This is a genomic window from Shinella zoogloeoides (genome assembly GCF_020883495.1).
Lineage (GTDB): Bacteria > Pseudomonadota > Alphaproteobacteria > Rhizobiales > Rhizobiaceae > Shinella > Shinella zoogloeoides.
In genome coordinates this window covers 1,580,351-1,595,807 of the sequence record NZ_CP086610.1, presented here as the reverse complement: position 1 = coordinate 1,595,807, position 15,457 = coordinate 1,580,351, and the positions used below count along the sequence as shown (strand labels likewise).

The following is a 15,457-nucleotide window of genomic DNA, read 5'->3' as shown; positions in this document are numbered from 1 at the left end:
AACGGGCACGGAATCTTCTGACCGCGCATGGACAGGCCCCCATCAATCCCTACATAGGGGCCGACCCTTTCTGCCATGTGCAACGACCTTCTGACGCTGGACACCATGAGCGAACTCAAGACCATTTCCATTCGCGGCGCGCGCGAACACAATCTCAAGGGCATCGACCTCGACCTGCCCCGCAACAAGCTGATCGTGATGACGGGGCTTTCCGGCTCCGGCAAATCCTCGCTCGCCTTCGACACGATCTATGCCGAGGGCCAGCGCCGCTATGTCGAGAGCCTTTCGGCCTATGCGCGCCAGTTCCTGGAGATGATGCAGAAGCCGGATGTCGACCAGATCGACGGCCTGTCGCCCGCCATCTCCATCGAGCAGAAGACAACCTCGAAGAACCCGCGCTCGACCGTCGGCACGGTCACCGAGATCTACGACTACATGCGCCTGCTCTTCGCGCGCGTCGGCGTTCCCTATTCGCCGGCGACGGGCCTGCCGATCGAGAGCCAGACGGTCAGCCAGATGGTCGACCGGGTGCTGGAATTCGGCGAAGGCACGCGCCTCTATATCCTCGCGCCCGTCGTGCGCGGCCGCAAAGGCGAGTACAAGAAGGAACTCGCCGAGCTGATGAAGAAGGGTTTCCAGCGCGTCAAGGTGGACGGTCAGTTCTACGAGATCGCCGACGTTCCCGCGCTCGACAAGAAATACAAGCACGATATCGACGTGGTGGTCGACCGCGTCGTCGTGCGCCCGGACCTCGCCTCGCGCCTTGCCGATAGCCTTGAGACCTGCCTCAAGCTCGCCGAAGGCCTCGCCATCGCGGAATTCGCCGACAAGCCGCTGCCGGTCGAGGAAACGGCGGCCGGCGGCTCGGCCAACAAGTCGCTGAACGAGACGCACGAGCGCGTGCTGTTCTCCGAAAAATTCGCCTGCCCGGTTTCCGGCTTCACCATCCCGGAAATCGAGCCGCGGCTGTTCTCGTTCAACAACCCCTTCGGCGCCTGCCCGACCTGCGACGGCCTCGGCAGCCAGCAGAAGATCGACCCGGACCTCATCGTGCCGGAGAGCGAGCGCACGCTGCGCGACGGGGCCATCGCGCCCTGGGCAAAATCCTCTTCGCCCTATTACAACCAGACGCTGGAAGCGCTGGGTGGGGCCTATGGCTTCAAGCTTTCCAACCGCTGGTCGGAACTGTCCGAGGATGCACAAAACGCCATCCTCAACGGCACCAAGGAGAAGATCGAGTTCAACTACAAGGACGGCGCGCGTTCCTACAAGACGGTGAAGACCTTCGAGGGCATCGTGCCGAACCTCGAGCGCCGCTGGAAGGAAACGGATTCGGCCTGGTCGCGCGAGGAGATCGAGCGCTACATGTCGGCCGCGCCCTGCCCGGCCTGCAACGGCTATCGCCTCAAGCCCGAGGCGCTGGCGGTGAAGATCGACAAGCTGCATATCGGCGAGACGACGCAGATGTCGATCCGCGTGGCGCGCGACTGGTTCGAGGCGTTGCCGGAGCATCTCAACGCCAAGCAGAACGAGATCGCCGTCCGCATCCTCAAGGAAATCCGCGAGCGCCTGCGCTTCCTCAACGATGTCGGCCTCGAATATCTCTCGCTGTCGCGCAATTCCGGCACGCTGTCGGGCGGTGAAAGCCAGCGCATCCGCCTCGCCTCGCAGATCGGCTCCGGCCTCACGGGCGTGCTCTACGTGCTGGACGAGCCATCCATCGGCCTGCACCAGCGCGACAATGCCCGCCTGCTCGATACGCTGCGGCACCTGCGCGACATCGGCAACACGGTGATCGTCGTCGAGCATGACGAGGACGCGATCCTGACGGCAGACTATGTGGTCGATATCGGTCCTGCCGCCGGCATCCATGGCGGTCAGGTGATCGCCCAGGGAACGCCCGAGGAAGTCATCGCCAATCCCGCGTCGCTCACCGGCAAATATCTTTCCGGGGAGCTTTCCGTCGCGGTTCCCGGCGAGCGACGCAAACCGAAGAAGAAAAAGGAAATCAAAGTCGTCGGGGCGAAAGCTAACAATCTGAAGAATGTTACGGCCTCGATCCCGCTCGGCGTCTTCACCGCCGTCACGGGCGTTTCCGGCGGCGGCAAGTCGACCTTCCTGATCGAGACGCTCTACAAGTCGGCCGCCCGCCGCATCATGGGCGCGCGCGAAATTCCGGCCGAGCACGAGCGCATCGACGGCTTCGAATATATCGACAAGGTCATCGATATCGACCAGTCGCCCATCGGCCGCACGCCGCGTTCGAACCCGGCGACCTATACCGGCGCTTTCACGCCGATCCGCGACTGGTTCGCCGGTCTGCCGGAAGCCAAGGCGCGCGGTTACCAGCCGGGCCGCTTCTCCTTCAACGTCAAGGGCGGGCGCTGCGAGGCCTGCCAGGGCGACGGCGTCATCAAGATCGAGATGCACTTCCTGCCCGACGTCTATGTCACCTGCGACGTCTGCCACGGCAAGCGCTACAATCGCGAGACCCTCGACGTTACCTTCAAGGGCAAGTCGATTGCCGACGTGCTCGACATGACGGTGGAGGAAGGCGTCGAGTTCTTCGCCGCCGTGCCGGCCGTGCGCGACAAGCTGGTGACGCTCAATCAGGTCGGCCTCGGCTATATCAAGGTCGGCCAGCAGGCCAACACGCTGTCGGGCGGCGAGGCGCAGCGCGTCAAGCTCGCCAAGGAGCTTTCCAAGCGTTCCACCGGCCGCACGCTCTATATTCTCGACGAGCCGACGACGGGCCTGCACTTCCATGACGTGGCAAAACTCCTCGAAGTGCTGCATGAACTGGTCAACCAGGGCAATTCGGTCGTCGTCATCGAGCACAATCTGGAGGTCATCAAGACCGCCGACTGGATCATCGACTTCGGCCCCGAAGGCGGCGATGGCGGCGGCGAGGTGATCGCGGAAGGCACGCCGGAGGAGGTCGTCAAGGTCGAGCGCTCCTATACCGGCCAGTTCCTGAAAGAATTGCTGGAGCGCCGGCCGATGCGGAAAGCGGCGGCGGAATAGGCATGATCCTGATCGGCCAGTACGATTCGTCCTTCGTACGTCGCGTGGCCATCGCCATGCGGCTCTACGACCTGCCGTTCGAACATCGGCCCTGGTCGGTGTTCGGCGAGGGCGACAAGGTGCAGGCGATCAATCCGCTGATGCGCGTGCCGACGCTGGTGCTGGACGATGGCGACGTGGTGGCCGACAGCCCGTCGATCCTCGATCATATCGACGGGCTCGTTCCCCCGGAACGACGCCTGCTCCCGCAGGGCGAACCGGAGCGCCGGCGGGCGCTGAGGGTCATGGCCCTTTCCACCGGCTTTGCCGACAAGGGCGTCAGCCTGTTTTACGAGATGCACCTGCACGAAACGCCATCGGCCTATTTCGTCGAGCGCTGCCGCGCGCAGATATCGGCCGTACTCGCTGTGCTGGAGGCCGAGCGCGCTGCGCGGCCGGGAAAATTCTGGTTCGGGCGGATGACCCATGCGGACATTGCAGTGGCCTGTGCGTGGCGACATGTAAGCGAAGCGCATCCCGGCCTCATCGATCCCGCCGCCTTGCCGGCCCTGGCTGCGCATGCGGCGTCCATGGAGGCCCTGCCGGTGTTCCGGGAGATTTCGCAGCCGTTCATCGCGCCCGAGTGAGGCGCCGTATCTGTCAGTCGAGGAGAGCATGACATGAGCAAGACCGGCACCATTCGCATCGGCATCGGCGGCTGGACCTTCGAGCCTTGGGAAGGCACCTTCTATCCGGAGAAGCTGGCGAAGAAGCGGCAGCTCGAATTCGCCAGCCGGGAGCTGACGGTCATCGAGGTCAACGGTACCTATTACGGCTCGCAGAAGCCGGAGACTTTCGCCAAATGGGCCTCGGAAGTGCCGGACGGTTTCATCTTCTCACTGAAGGCGAGCCGCTTCACGACGAACCGCAAGGTTCTCGCGGATGGCGGGGAATCCGTCGAAAAATTCCTGACGCAGGGCCTGACGGAACTTGGCGACCATCTCGGCCCTATCCTCTGGCAGTTTCCGCCGACCAAAAAGTTTGAACCGGACGATTTCGAAGGCTTTCTGAAATTGCTGCCGGAAAAGCTGGACGGGTTGACGCTGAAACATGCACTGGAAGTGCGCAACGACACGTTCATGGTGCCGGAATTCGCGGCGCTTGCCCGCAAGTATAATGCGGCTATCGTCTATGCCCAGCACGAGGACTATCCCGAAATTTCCGACGTGACGGCGGATTTCGTCTATGCCCGCCTGCAAAAGGGCTCTGACGATATCGAGACCTGCTATCCGGAAGCGGCACTGGATGAATGGGCCGGGCGGCTGAAGGATTGGGCTGGCGGCGGCGAGCCGTCCGACCTGCCGAAGATCGACCTGCAGACCAAGCCTGCCGCTAAAGCGCGTGACGTCTTTGCCTTCTTCATCACCTCGGGCAAGGTGAATGCACCGAACGGCGCACGGGCGCTGCAGGCGCGCACCCAACCGAAGGCGTAGCTATCCGGCCTTCTGCGCTGCGGGCGATGCGCGCAGCCGGTCGATCAGGCGTGGGCCGAGCACGGTCAGTATAAGGCCGCAGACGACGAGCAAGGCCCCGGCGAGCCGAAGGGGGCCGAAACTCTCACCCAGCACGAGGGCGGAAAAGCTCATGCCGAAGATCGGCACGAGCAGGGAGAACGGTGCGACGGTGGAAACGCCGTGCTTGCGGATCATTAGGCCCCAGACGCCGAAGCCGAAGATCGTCGCGACATAGGCGATATAGACGACGGCGCCGACGCCCTGCCAGGAGAGTGCCTGCAGGGCTACTACGTCCCTTTCCCAGCCTTCTGTCGCCAGTGAGATGAGCGCAAGCGGGATCGGCGGCACGAGGCTGGCCCAGACCATTAGCGCCAGCATGTCGACGTTTCCGGCCGCCCGGGTCAGCATGTTCGAAAAGGCCCAGGCAAGACCGGACGCAAGCGCCAGCCCGAGGCCGAGATAGGTGAAGCTGGCATCCACCGTGCCCGCGATCACCGCCATGCCCGCAAAGGCGAGCAGGATGCCGGCGACCTGCGTGGAACGCGGGCGAGTGCCGTAGAATACGGCCGCCAGCGCGACGGTGAAGAAGACCTGCGACTGTAGCAGCAGCGATGCGAGGCCTGGCGACAGACCGACATCCATGGCGATGAACAGAAGACTGAACTTCACGACGCCCAGCACGAGACCGATGCCGACCACGATGCGCCAGGACACCGCCGGGCGCGGCAGGAAGAACACGAGCGGCAGGGCGGCGAAGAGGAAGCGGAGCGCGGAAAAAAGGATCGGCGGGAAATTCTGGATGCCGATCTTGATGACGATGAAATTGAAGCCCCAGACCACGGCGACAAGGAGAAGAAGGGCGACATCGATCAACGGCATGGTCACGGCTCCCGGCTTATTCACATTGCCGCTGCGGGATTCTCATGCACAAGGCGGCTAAAATCCTGCCGGAACGGCTCTGGCATTGCGTGGAACCGCTGTAGCGGGAACGGCCGCGTCCGCAAAGTCATTTGATTTGATCGGGACCATTCAGGTTGTTGATGAGATCGTCCGCCGTCAGGCCTTCGCCTGCCATGCGCCCGCCCTCCCCGTGACGCCAGACCGCGGCGGCCGCCGCCTCGAAGGCCGGCATGCCGCGTGTCAGATGCGCGCCGGCAATCCCGGCCAGCACGTCGCCCGAGCCGGCCGTCGCCAGCCAGGGCGGCGCGTTCTCGTTTATGAGCGCCCGTCCGTCCGGCGAGGCGATCACCGTGTCCGCACCCTTCAGGATGACGACGGCATGTGCGCGGGCGGCGGCTTTCTGCGCGCGCTCGATTTTAGAAAGCGTCGGGTCGCCGGCGAGATCGGGGAAAAGCCGGGCGAATTCGCCGTCGTGCGGCGTCAGGATCAATCGTGGCTCTCCGTCGGAAAAGAGCGCGAAGAGCCGTTTCGGGTCTTCACGAAAGGCGCTGATGCCATCGGCGTCCAGCACGAGGCGGCGGCCGGCCGCCGCGATCCGCTCCACATAGCCGCGGGCCGCCGACGCATCGCCGAAGCCCGGGCCGAGAACGAAGGTCTTCAGCCGTTCGTCGCCGAGAAGCACGCCGAGGTCGTCCGTATTATCAACGGTCTTCAGCATCACGCTCGTCAGATGGGCGGCATTCGCCGCGAGCGCGCCGGCCGGGGACAGCACGGTTACCAGCCCCGCGCCGGCCCGAAGGCCGGCCATGGCGGAAAGCCGCGCCGCGCCGGTGGCGGTCGCCGGGCCGGAGAAGACGGCAAGGTGCCCGCGGACATATTTATGCGCCGCGCCGGTCAGCGCCGGCATTGCCGCACGCCAGGCATCGGGCGTGTTGATCCGCATATGGCCGGCATGGCCGGCGAACAGGCGCGCGGGAATGCCGATGTCGAAGACCTCCACCTCGCCCGCCATCGCCCGTCCTGGCAGGAGCAGGTGGCCGGGTTTGCGGCACATGAAGGTGACGGTCGCAGCCGCCTCGAAGGCCGCGCCCCTCACCTGCCCCGTCCGCCCGTCGATACCGGACGGCAGGTCCACGGCGAGCACGGGCAGCACATGGCCGCGCACCGCCTCGATGACGGTCGCGACCATATCCGGCACATCCCGCGCCAATCCGGCGCCGAACAGCGCATCGACCACGACATCCCCCTCGCGGGCGCGGTAGTCGGCCAGCGGCGCGACGGGGCCGGCAAAGGCGGCATGGGCCGTCGCGGCGTCTCCCTTCAGGGCGGCCGGATCGCCGAGCGCATGCACGGCAACATCCGCGCCGGCCGCGCGAAGCGCCCGTGCGGCGACATAACCGTCGCCACCGTTGTTTCCCGGCCCGCAAAGGACGGCGAAGCGCCGGGCGCCCGGAAAGCGGCGCAGCGCGGCGGCGGCGACCGCCTGCCCCGCGCGCTCCATAAGCCCATAGGACGAAAGACCGGATGCGGCCGCAGCCCGGTCGATGCGCCCCATATCCTCGGGCGACAGGATCAGCGTGTGGATTTCCTTGTGCATGCCCGCAGGATGCCCGCAAAGGCGCATCGGAAACAAGCCCGTATCCCCGCCCCGCGACAAAGATCATTTTTTATGCAGATGCATATTGGATATGCTCAAATTTGCAGCTTTCGGCGTCGATCCGGCCCGACGCACCGCCACGATCGGGGAGCGGCCGCCGAACGAGACATTTTTTAGGCAGATTCCCTCTGGTCCTTTTGCCCGGAAAGCCGCATCATCGCCTGCGTGAGGACGAGCGGGAGCGTCGGGAAAGCGGATTTCATTCCACCTGGCACGCATCCTGCTTCAACTTGGCATGCTACGTGCATTTGAAGTGAGCAGCGGGCATGGCCCGCGCAAACAGGGGAAGCGGAGAGACATCTTCTCATGAAAAAGATCGAAGCGATCATCAAGCCTTTCAAACTCGATGAGGTGAAGGAAGCTCTTCAGGAAGTCGGCCTGCAGGGCATCACCGTCACCGAGGCGAAGGGCTTTGGGCGTCAGAAGGGGCATACGGAACTTTACCGTGGCGCCGAATACGTCGTCGACTTCCTGCCCAAGGTGAAAGTCGAGGTCGTTCTGGCAGATGAGAATGCGGAGGCCGTCATCGAGGCGATCCGCAACGCGGCCCAGACCGGTCGTATCGGCGACGGCAAGATCTTTGTCTCCAACGTCGAAGAAGTCATCCGCATCCGCACCGGCGAAACCGGCGTCGACGCCATCTAATCCCGCCCGGCCATTCCGGCCGAGGCTCTTTCTCGTCATCACATACAGGGACTTCACTAATGACGACTGCCAATGACATCCTCAAGCAAATCAAGGAAAACGACGTAAAGTTCGTGGACCTGCGCTATACGGACCCGCGCGGCAAGCTGCACCACATCACGATGGATGTCGGCGTCGTGGACGAAGACATGTTCGCCGACGGCGTCATGTTCGACGGCTCCTCGATCGGCGGCTGGAAGGCCATCAACGAGTCCGACATGGTGATGATGCCAGATCCGACGACGGCGCATATGGACCCGTTCTTCGCGCAGTCCACCATGGTCATCCTCTGCGACATCCTCGAGCCGGTCTCGGGCGAAGCCTATAACCGCGACCCGCGCGGCACGGCCAAGAAGGCCGAAGCCTATCTCAAGGCCTCGGGCATCGGCGACACCGTCTATGCCGGCCCGGAACCGGAATTCTTCATCTTCGACGACGTCAAGTACAAGGCCGACCCGTACAACACCGGCTTCAAGCTCGACAGCTCCGAGCTGCCCTCCAACGACGACACCGATTACGAGACCGGCAACCTCGGCCATCGTCCGCGCGTCAAGGGCGGTTACCTGCCGGTTCCCCCGGTCGATAGCTGCCAGGACATGCGCTCGGAAATGCTGACCGTGCTAACGGAAATGGGCGTCACGGTCGAAAAGCAGCACCACGAAGTCGCCGCCGCCCAGCACGAGCTCGGCGTCAAGTTCGACACGCTGGTCCGCAGCGCCGACAAGGTGCAGATCTACAAATACGCCGTGCATCAGGTCGCCCATGCCTATGGCAAGACGGCCACCTTCATGCCGAAGCCGATCTTCGGCGACAACGGCTCGGGCATGCACGTACACCTGTCGATCTGGAAGGATTCGAAGCCGACCTTCGCCGGCGATGAATATGCCGGTCTGTCGGAAAGCTGCCTCTACTTCATCGGCGGCATCATCAAGCATGCCAAGGCCATCAACGCCTTCACCAACCCGACGACGAACTCCTACAAGCGTCTCGTCCCGGGCTATGAGGCTCCGGTGCTGCTCGCCTACTCGGCCCGCAACCGCTCGGCTTCGTGCCGCATTCCGTTCGGCACGGGTCCGAAGTCTAAGCGCGTCGAAATCCGCTTCCCCGACCCGCTCGGCAACCCGTACCTCGGCTTCGCCGCCATGCTGATGGCCGGCCTCGACGGCATCAAGAACAAGATCCATCCGGGCAAGGCCATGGACAAGGACCTGTACGACCTGCCGCCGAAAGAACTGAAGAAGATCCCGACCGTCTGCGGCTCGCTGCGCGAAGCCCTCGAAAACCTCGACAAGGACCGCAAGTTCCTGACGGCCGGCGGCGTGTTCGACGACGACCAGATCGATTCCTACATCGAGCTGAAGATGGCGGAAGTCATGCGCTTCGAAATGACCCCGCATCCGGTCGAATTCGACATGTACTACTCCGCCTGATCGGCGTGGTATTCCTCCCGTCCCTGGACGGGAGGCTTCCCGAGACGGAAAACCCGGCCAGTGGCCGGGTTTTTTGTTGTCTGGCGAAAGGCTTATTTCTGAAGCCGCTGTTTCAGCAGGTTCAGGTATTCCTCGTTCTCGTCGCCCGCGCCGCCGGAAGCGGCCCCGGCATTCGGCTTGCAGTTCGGCTTGTAGTCCAGCGCCATGCCGGCCTTGACGCAGACGCCGACCTGCCAGCCGGGCGGCAGGGCCGTCAGATCGACGGTCTTCCATTTGGGATGGCCCGTCGTTTTCAGCTTGTCCAGCCCGCCTATGATGAGGCTGGAGAAGTCGGCCACTGTCTTGCAGCTATCGCGGTGATAGGCGTTGCGCTTGATGTCGTAGTCGTAGGTCATCATCACGGCCTTCACCGCGATGAGATCGACCGGCTGGTCCTGGAAGGAATAGGTGCCGGCCTCGATGCGCGAGGGCGTATAGGTCGCCAGCAGCGGCGCCTCGGTGATCGGCACGAGATGGAACTTCGCCTTGTCGATCGCATTGCCCGTGAACAGCGAGGCCGGCGCGCCGGCAACGTAGAAGAAGGCGTCGATCTCGCCGGAGAGGAGCTTGGGCAGCGCCTCGTCCGGGTTGATATCCATGCGCTCGCCGGCCTTCACCTGGAGAATGTCCATGATGAGCGTCGCTGTCAGGAATGTGCCGCTGTCCTTCTTGCCGACGGCGATTTTCTTGCCGGCAAGGTCCTTCATGCTGGAAATGTCCTTGCGGGCCAGCACGTGAATCTCCTCGTTGTAGAGCGGGAACATGATGCGCACGCCCTTCACCGCCTTCTGCACCTCCGGGTCGTTCGCCTCGAAGGTCTTCAGGTATTCGAGCACATCGCTCTGCACGATGCCGAACTGGGTATTGCGCCGGTTGCGCACGCCGACGAAGTTCTCCAGCGAGCCGGCGCTTTCGACGACATTGAGCTTCAGGCCGCATTCGGCGCCGAGCGCGGCGATGTCGCGGCCGATCTTGATATAGGTGCCCTGCGGGCCGCCGGTCATGATGTTGCGCTCGAATTCCTGCGCGGGCGCGCCGCCCGCCGAAAGTGCAAGGCCGATTGCGGCCGCCAGAACAGATCGCTTCATCCAAGTCTCCTTCCCATGAAACCGGCCGCCGGAGCGACTGGTGGAACTAGCAGTCGCTGTCGAGGTCGCGCATCAGGTTTCGCAGTGTCAGCACCGGCACGCGCTTGAAGACCGCGCCGAGCGCATTGGTGACGCATTCGCCGGAAACCAGCACGCGTTCGAGCTGGTCGCGTTGCCCGCTCGTCAGGCGGTCTAGGCCCGGCGTGTCGTTCATCGCGTCCGCCACCAGGGCGGCGTTGCGCGGGCTGCGACTGTCGGCGGGCTTTGTATTGTCCAGCGCCGGCGTGCCGGCATTGCCGGCCTCGCCACTCGCACGGGTGGTTTCAAGTGCGTCGATACGGGCTGCAAGCGCGGCATTGCGGGTGTTCAATGCGGCAATCTCGCTGTCCTTGCGGGCAAGCTCGGCCTGAAGCGCCGGCAGGTCCTTCGTGCGGATCGTCTCCGCATCGCGCTGCGCCTCTTCCAACTGCCGGCGCAACGTGTCGGCCTCGGCCTCCAGCCGCTCGGTCTCGGCGTTCTGCGCGGTATCCTTCTGGCTGCGCGCCTGATCCAGCGCCGTTTCCAGGCGGGCGATCTGGTCGGCCCGAACGGAAAGCTGGCGTTCGCGGTCGCGCACCGCCTCCTCCGCCCGTTTTTTCAGGGCCTCGGCATCGGCGACACGCTGGCCGGCCAGTTGCAGCTCGTTCTTCAGCCCGGGGACGATATCCTGCGTAAGCTTGGCATTTTCGGCGATGGCCGCGGTGGCGTCGGACGCGCCGGCATTCTTGCGCAGGGCTTCGATCTGCCGGGTGAGAGCGCCATTTTCCGCCGTCAGCGCCCTTGCCTTCTCGCTGCCCGCCTCGACTTCCGCAACCCGCGTGTCGAGTTCCCTGGCAAGTTCGGCGATACGCCGGTCGCGCTGGCCGATCTCGTCGGTGGGAGGTGCGCCGCCCAGCATGCGGAATGCGCCGTAGCCGCCGGCCGCGCCGAGCACGAGGCAGACCACGGAGGCGAACAGGATGCCGCCGATACCGGAGCCGCCGCCCGTCGCCGGCCCGTTGCCGCTCCTGCCCCACTGATTGTTCATGCTATCCGACCCGCTGAGACATTGGCCTTTCGAGGTACGCCGAAACGCCCGGGCGCGCAAGCGCCGTACCCCTTGCGAGAAGAACGGATGAGCACGGGGAACTATTGATGTTTCAGCGCAATTACCCAAATATAAGCGGAAAGGTAGGTACGCCATGAAGATGCGTAACGCAAAATTTGCCATCGGCGACGTGGTCCGCCACCGGGTTTTCCCCTTCCGTGGCGTGGTCTTCGACGTGGACCCCGAATTCGCCAATACGGAAGAGTGGTGGAACGCCATTCCGGTCGAAATCCGGCCGTCCAAGGACCAGCCGTTCTATCACCTCTTCGCGGAGAACGAGGATTCCGAATACGTCGCTTATGTCTCGGAGCAGAACCTCGTGGCCGACGACAGCGGCCAGCCGATCCGCCACCCGCAGGTTCGCGCGCTGATGAACATCGACCACGGGCATTATCGCTGGAAGGAAGAGAGCGGCATCTTCCATTAGCCGCCCCGCCCTTCCTTCAGGCAATAAAAAACCCGGCCGATGGCCGGGTTTTTCGTATCCTGCGAGGTCGCGGATTACTGGCTCTTGGCAGCCTTCTGGGCGTCTTCGAGCTTCTTGCGGGCTTCCTCGGCCTTCTTCTGCATTTCTTCCTGCAGCAGGCGCTGGCGCTCTTCGAGCTGCGACTGTTCGATCGGCTCGCCGTCGAATACGCCGGTGAAGCCTTCGAGCGAGAACTTGATCGGGTTCGGCGCGCGCTGGAAGTTGACCGAGGTCAGGACCAGTTCGCCGCCCTTCTTGAGGCTGGCAAGCATCTGGTCGGTCAGCAGCACTTCGGCGACGCACTTGTCGGGCATGCAGATGGCGTAGTCGAGCTTCTGGGCCTTGCCGCCGTCGATCTGCATCTGAATGCCGACCGGGATCAGGCGCGCGCTCGGAACCGAGACCTGCATGATCTTGCGGTTGGTCTTGCCGCTGACGGTGATGAGGCCGACGGCCGTGATGAGCTGGCCGCTGGAAGCGGTCAGAAGGTTCTGCACGATGCAGACGTCATTGTCTTCCTGCTTGGTGCAGACCTTGAACCAGCCCTTCGGCGCGGCCTGCTGCTGTGCCAGCGATGCCGACGGCGCGGCGGCCATGGCAACGGAGGCAGCGAAGGCGGAAAGCACGGTCCGCTTGATGAGATTCGATGTGAAGATCATACGAGTTCGGTCTCCTGAAAATCCGGTGCCGGAGCGACGGCGCCCCTCCCATAAGCCCCTCTCGGGCATCTGGTCAGCCGTGCGCTCTCCTGTCGGCGAAATGAGGCATTTGCATGACCCGCTTCGGCGTAACCTGTTACAATGGGCCGCGGCGGATATCCAGCCTTTCCTTGCGAAATTCCGGCTTCCCTTCTATTTCCCCCGCGCGCCCTCGCGGCGGCTATAATGGACGAGAATCATCCGGACCTGACGAGGAGACACCCTTGCGCCCCTTTCTGATGGCCTTTGCCGCCGCACTCTTCGGCCTGCCGGCCACTTTCGGCCACGCCGCCCCGGTGCACGGCATCGCGATGCACGGCGAACCCGCCCTGCCGCCGGACTACAAGCACTTCAGCTACGTCAACCCGGACGTGAAGAAGGGCGGTCGCATCGCCTATGGCGTCGTCGGCACCTTCGACAACCTCAATCCCTTCATCCTGAAGAGCATGCGCACCACCGCGCGCGGCATGTGGGACCCGGAATTCGGCAACCTCGTCTACGAATCGCTAATGCAGCGCTCGCGCGACGAGGCCTTCACCATGTACGGCCTCATCGCCGAAACGGTGGAGTGGGATGAAGACCGCACCTTCATCCAGTTCAACCTGAACCCCAAGGCGCGCTGGGCGGATGGCGAGCCGGTAACGCCCGAGGACGTGATCTTCAGCTTCGAACTGCTGCGCGACAAGGGCCGCGCGCCTTTCAGCCGCCGGCTCGAGGCGGTGGATAAGCTTGAGAAGATTGGCGAGCACAGCGTACGCTTCACCTTCAGCGACAAGGCGGACCGCGAGCTGCCGCTGCTGCTTGCGCTTTCGCCCATCCTGCCGAAGCACGCCATCGACGTGGAGACCTTCGACCGCACCTCGCTCGCCTCGCCGCTCGGCTCCGGCCCCTACAAGGTGAAGGAGATCAAGCCGGGCGAGAAGATCGTCTATGCGCGCGACCCGAACTACTGGGGCAAGGACATCCCCGCCAAGGTCGGCTTCGACAATTACGACGAGATATCCGTCGAGTATTTCCTTCAGGAGAACACGCTGTTCGAAGCCTTCAAGAAGGGTGAAATCGACCTCTTCCAGGAGGGCAATCCGACCAAATGGGCGCGCGGCTACGATTTTCCCTCCGCGCTTTCCGGCGCCGTGGTCAAGGACAGCGTGAAGCCGAAGACACCGTCCGGCATGCTCGGCTTCGTGTTCAACACGCGGCGGCCGCTGTTCCAGAAGCAGGAATTGCGCAAGGCGCTGACGCTGGTCTTCGATTTCGAATGGGTCAATCGCAGTCTCTTCGAAAACGCCTACAAGCGCACCCAGAGCTACTGGCAGAATTCCGACCTCAGCTCGATGGGTGCGCCCGCCGACGCGCGCGAGCGCGAGATCGCTGGCAGCGCCCTTTCGCGCATCGAGCCGGATATCCTCGCCGGCACGCATCTCCTGCCGAAGACGGACGGCTCCGGCCGGGATCGCAAGGTGCTGCGCGAGGCGATGAACCTGTTCCAGAAGGCCGGCTACGCCATCAAGGGCGGGCAGATGGTCGATGCGGCGGGCAAGCCGCTCACCTTCGAGATCATGACGCAGAACGCCGATCAGGAGAAGCTGGCGCTCGCCTACCAGCGCTTCCTCACGGCCCTCGGCGTGAAAGCCACGATCCGCACGGTGGACGATTCGCAATATCAGAGCCGCAGCCAGACCTTCGATTACGATGTGATCATCAAGGCGTTCCCCTCCTCGCTTTCGCCCGGTATCGACCAGATCAGCTATTGGGGCTCGATCTCGAAGGACCGGGACGGCAGTTCCAATTTTGCCGGCGTCGCCGATCCCGATGTCGACCGCATCATCGAGGCCATGCTGCAGGCGCGCACGGCGGAGGATTTCCGCTCAGCCGTGCGCCTGCACGACAGGATGCTGCTCTCGGGCTATTATGTCGTGCCGCTCTATCACCTCGGCGAGCAATGGGTGGCGCATTCCAGGCATATCGCGCGGCCGGAGACGGTTCCGCTCTACGGTTTCCAGTTCCCCGTATGGTGGGACGCGCGGGCGCAATAAAGAGGGCATCCCCAGATTTGGGGTTACCTTGACGTAACCTGTTGAAAGCGGCGGGCGGGCAGCCTATCTCGGCGCTACGTTAAAACCGGAATTTTCCGGACTATCGAAAGGAAAACCGGATGGAAGCCATTACGATCGATGTCGTCTCGGATGTCGTTTGCCCCTGGTGCTATCTCGGCCGCCAGCGGCTCGAAAAGGCGATCGACAATGTGAAGGACGAACTGGCCGTCGCGGTGACGTTCCGCCCCTACCAGCTCAATCCCGACATGCCGCCGGAAGGTGTCGACCACAAGAAGCACCTCGCCGAAAAGCTCGGCGGTGCGGATGCGGTCAACCGTGCCCATGAGATGCTGGCCGACCTCGGCGCTGAAGACGGCATCGATTTCGATTTCCCTGCGGTGAAAATCAGCCCGAACACGCTGGACGCACACCGCCTGCTGCGCTGGGCGATGATCGAGGGACAAGACGTCCAGAGCCGTGTCGCGCTCGCGCTCTTCAAGGCCTATTTCGAGGAAGGTCGCAATGTCGGCGACCGAGCCGTTCTGCTCGACGTCGCCGAGAGCGCCGGCATGGACCGCGCCGTCGTCACCGCCCTCTTTTCCGCCGGCGCGGATGTCGATGCGGTCAAGGAAGAAATCGGCATGGCCCGCGACATGGGCGTCACCGGCGTGCCCTGCTTCATCATCGACAACAAATATGCCGTGATGGGCGCACAGTCCGTGGATGTCCTGACCAACGCCTTCCGCGAGATCGCGGCGATGAAGGCGCAGGAGCGCGTCGGGAAAAACTAAGGCGACAAGGGATTTTCGAAACAGC

Annotated in this window: 13 protein-coding genes; 8 read left to right on the top strand and 5 right to left on the bottom strand. The window is 63.6% G+C overall.

Translation table 11 applies throughout. The annotated features are described in order from the left end of the window. Positions 1-105 precede the first annotated feature (105 nt). From uvrA to K8M09_RS08040, 3 genes are read left to right on the top strand one after another with little or no spacing between them, the layout of a single operon-like run. Positions 106-3,024 carry an excinuclease ABC subunit UvrA gene (uvrA, locus tag K8M09_RS08050; RefSeq protein WP_160784576.1) on the top strand — a complete coding sequence of 973 codons (2,919 nt, stop codon included), beginning with the start codon at positions 106-108 and terminating at the stop codon, positions 3,022-3,024. 2 nt (positions 3,025-3,026) lie between these two features. Next, positions 3,027-3,650, top strand: coding sequence for a glutathione S-transferase family protein (locus K8M09_RS08045; protein WP_160784232.1), 624 nt, complete (start codon positions 3,027-3,029; stop codon positions 3,648-3,650). A gap of 33 nt (positions 3,651-3,683) precedes the next feature. After that, positions 3,684-4,496, top strand: coding sequence for a DUF72 domain-containing protein (locus tag K8M09_RS08040; RefSeq protein ID WP_160784231.1), 813 nt, complete (start codon positions 3,684-3,686; stop codon positions 4,494-4,496). Here the strand turns inward: K8M09_RS08040 and K8M09_RS08035 are convergent, their stop codons facing one another. Both K8M09_RS08035 and K8M09_RS08030 read right to left on the bottom strand, forming a co-directional pair. Beyond that, positions 4,497-5,396, bottom strand: a complete 900-nt coding sequence (locus K8M09_RS08035; protein ID WP_160784230.1) for an EamA family transporter — start codon at positions 5,394-5,396, stop codon at positions 4,497-4,499. A 127-nt stretch (positions 5,397-5,523) separates the two neighbouring features. After that, positions 5,524-7,014, bottom strand: coding sequence for an NAD(P)H-hydrate dehydratase (locus K8M09_RS08030; protein ID WP_160784229.1), 1,491 nt, complete (start codon positions 7,012-7,014; stop codon positions 5,524-5,526). A 366-nt stretch (positions 7,015-7,380) separates the two neighbouring features. Here K8M09_RS08030 and K8M09_RS08025 point away from each other — a divergent pair, with 366 nt between their 5' ends. Then, on the top strand, positions 7,381-7,719 hold the full coding sequence (locus tag K8M09_RS08025) for a P-II family nitrogen regulator (RefSeq protein WP_003515720.1): 339 nt from the start codon (positions 7,381-7,383) through the stop codon (positions 7,717-7,719). A gap of 59 nt (positions 7,720-7,778) precedes the next feature. Next, complete coding sequence (gene glnA / locus K8M09_RS08020) at positions 7,779-9,188, top strand: type I glutamate--ammonia ligase (protein ID WP_160784228.1); 1,410 nt, start codon at positions 7,779-7,781, stop codon at positions 9,186-9,188. Positions 9,189-9,280: 92 nt separating this feature from the next. Here the strand turns inward: glnA and K8M09_RS08015 are convergent, their stop codons facing one another. Together K8M09_RS08015 and K8M09_RS08010 are read right to left on the bottom strand one after the other, a co-directional pair. After that, positions 9,281-10,315, bottom strand: coding sequence for a TAXI family TRAP transporter solute-binding subunit (locus tag K8M09_RS08015; protein WP_160784227.1), 1,035 nt, complete (start codon positions 10,313-10,315; stop codon positions 9,281-9,283). Between the two features lie 46 nt (positions 10,316-10,361). After that, positions 10,362-11,381 (bottom strand): coiled-coil domain-containing protein, encoded by a 1,020-nt coding sequence (locus K8M09_RS08010; protein WP_160784226.1) that lies wholly within the window; start codon positions 11,379-11,381, stop codon positions 10,362-10,364. Between the two features lie 154 nt (positions 11,382-11,535). Here K8M09_RS08010 and hspQ point away from each other — a divergent pair, with 154 nt between their 5' ends. Further along, the gene (gene hspQ / locus K8M09_RS08005; protein WP_160784225.1) at positions 11,536-11,868 is read left to right on the top strand and encodes a heat shock protein HspQ; all 333 of its coding nucleotides are present in this window, start codon (positions 11,536-11,538) and stop codon (positions 11,866-11,868) included. A gap of 74 nt (positions 11,869-11,942) precedes the next feature. Here the strand turns inward: hspQ and K8M09_RS08000 are convergent, their stop codons facing one another. Then, complete coding sequence (locus K8M09_RS08000) at positions 11,943-12,566, bottom strand: invasion associated locus B family protein (protein WP_160784224.1); 624 nt, start codon at positions 12,564-12,566, stop codon at positions 11,943-11,945. A 278-nt stretch (positions 12,567-12,844) separates the two neighbouring features. Here K8M09_RS08000 and K8M09_RS07995 point away from each other — a divergent pair, with 278 nt between their 5' ends. Further along, positions 12,845-14,641: an extracellular solute-binding protein gene (locus K8M09_RS07995; RefSeq protein WP_160784575.1), complete on the top strand. Its 1,797-nt coding sequence runs from the start codon at positions 12,845-12,847 to the stop codon at positions 14,639-14,641. Between the two features lie 119 nt (positions 14,642-14,760). After that, positions 14,761-15,432, top strand: a complete 672-nt coding sequence (locus tag K8M09_RS07990) for a DsbA family oxidoreductase (RefSeq protein WP_160784223.1) — start codon at positions 14,761-14,763, stop codon at positions 15,430-15,432. Positions 15,433-15,457 lie beyond the last annotated feature (25 nt).

What these genes read in the sequence shown, in the direction of transcription:
- uvrA (WP_160784576.1), top strand. Translation starts at nt 106, where the DNA reads ATGAGCGAACTCAAGACCATTTCCATTCGCGGCGCGCGCGAACACAAT.
- K8M09_RS07990 (WP_160784223.1), top strand. Translation starts at nt 14,761, where the DNA reads ATGGAAGCCATTACGATCGATGTCGTCTCGGATGTCGTTTGCCCCTGG.
- K8M09_RS07995 (WP_160784575.1), top strand. Translation starts at nt 12,845, where the DNA reads ATGGCCTTTGCCGCCGCACTCTTCGGCCTGCCGGCCACTTTCGGCCAC.
- K8M09_RS08025 (WP_003515720.1), top strand. Translation starts at nt 7,381, where the DNA reads ATGAAAAAGATCGAAGCGATCATCAAGCCTTTCAAACTCGATGAGGTG.
- K8M09_RS08030 (WP_160784229.1), bottom strand. Translation starts at nt 7,014, where the DNA reads ATGCACAAGGAAATCCACACGCTGATCCTGTCGCCCGAGGATATGGGG.
- K8M09_RS08045 (WP_160784232.1), top strand. Translation starts at nt 3,027, where the DNA reads ATGATCCTGATCGGCCAGTACGATTCGTCCTTCGTACGTCGCGTGGCC.
- K8M09_RS08000 (WP_160784224.1), bottom strand. Translation starts at nt 12,566, where the DNA reads ATGATCTTCACATCGAATCTCATCAAGCGGACCGTGCTTTCCGCCTTC.
- K8M09_RS08035 (WP_160784230.1), bottom strand. Translation starts at nt 5,396, where the DNA reads ATGCCGTTGATCGATGTCGCCCTTCTTCTCCTTGTCGCCGTGGTCTGG.
- hspQ (WP_160784225.1), top strand. Translation starts at nt 11,536, where the DNA reads ATGAAGATGCGTAACGCAAAATTTGCCATCGGCGACGTGGTCCGCCAC.
- glnA (WP_160784228.1), top strand. Translation starts at nt 7,779, where the DNA reads ATGACGACTGCCAATGACATCCTCAAGCAAATCAAGGAAAACGACGTA.
- K8M09_RS08015 (WP_160784227.1), bottom strand. Translation starts at nt 10,315, where the DNA reads ATGAAGCGATCTGTTCTGGCGGCCGCAATCGGCCTTGCACTTTCGGCG.
- K8M09_RS08010 (WP_160784226.1), bottom strand. Translation starts at nt 11,381, where the DNA reads ATGAACAATCAGTGGGGCAGGAGCGGCAACGGGCCGGCGACGGGCGGC.
- K8M09_RS08040 (WP_160784231.1), top strand. Translation starts at nt 3,684, where the DNA reads ATGAGCAAGACCGGCACCATTCGCATCGGCATCGGCGGCTGGACCTTC.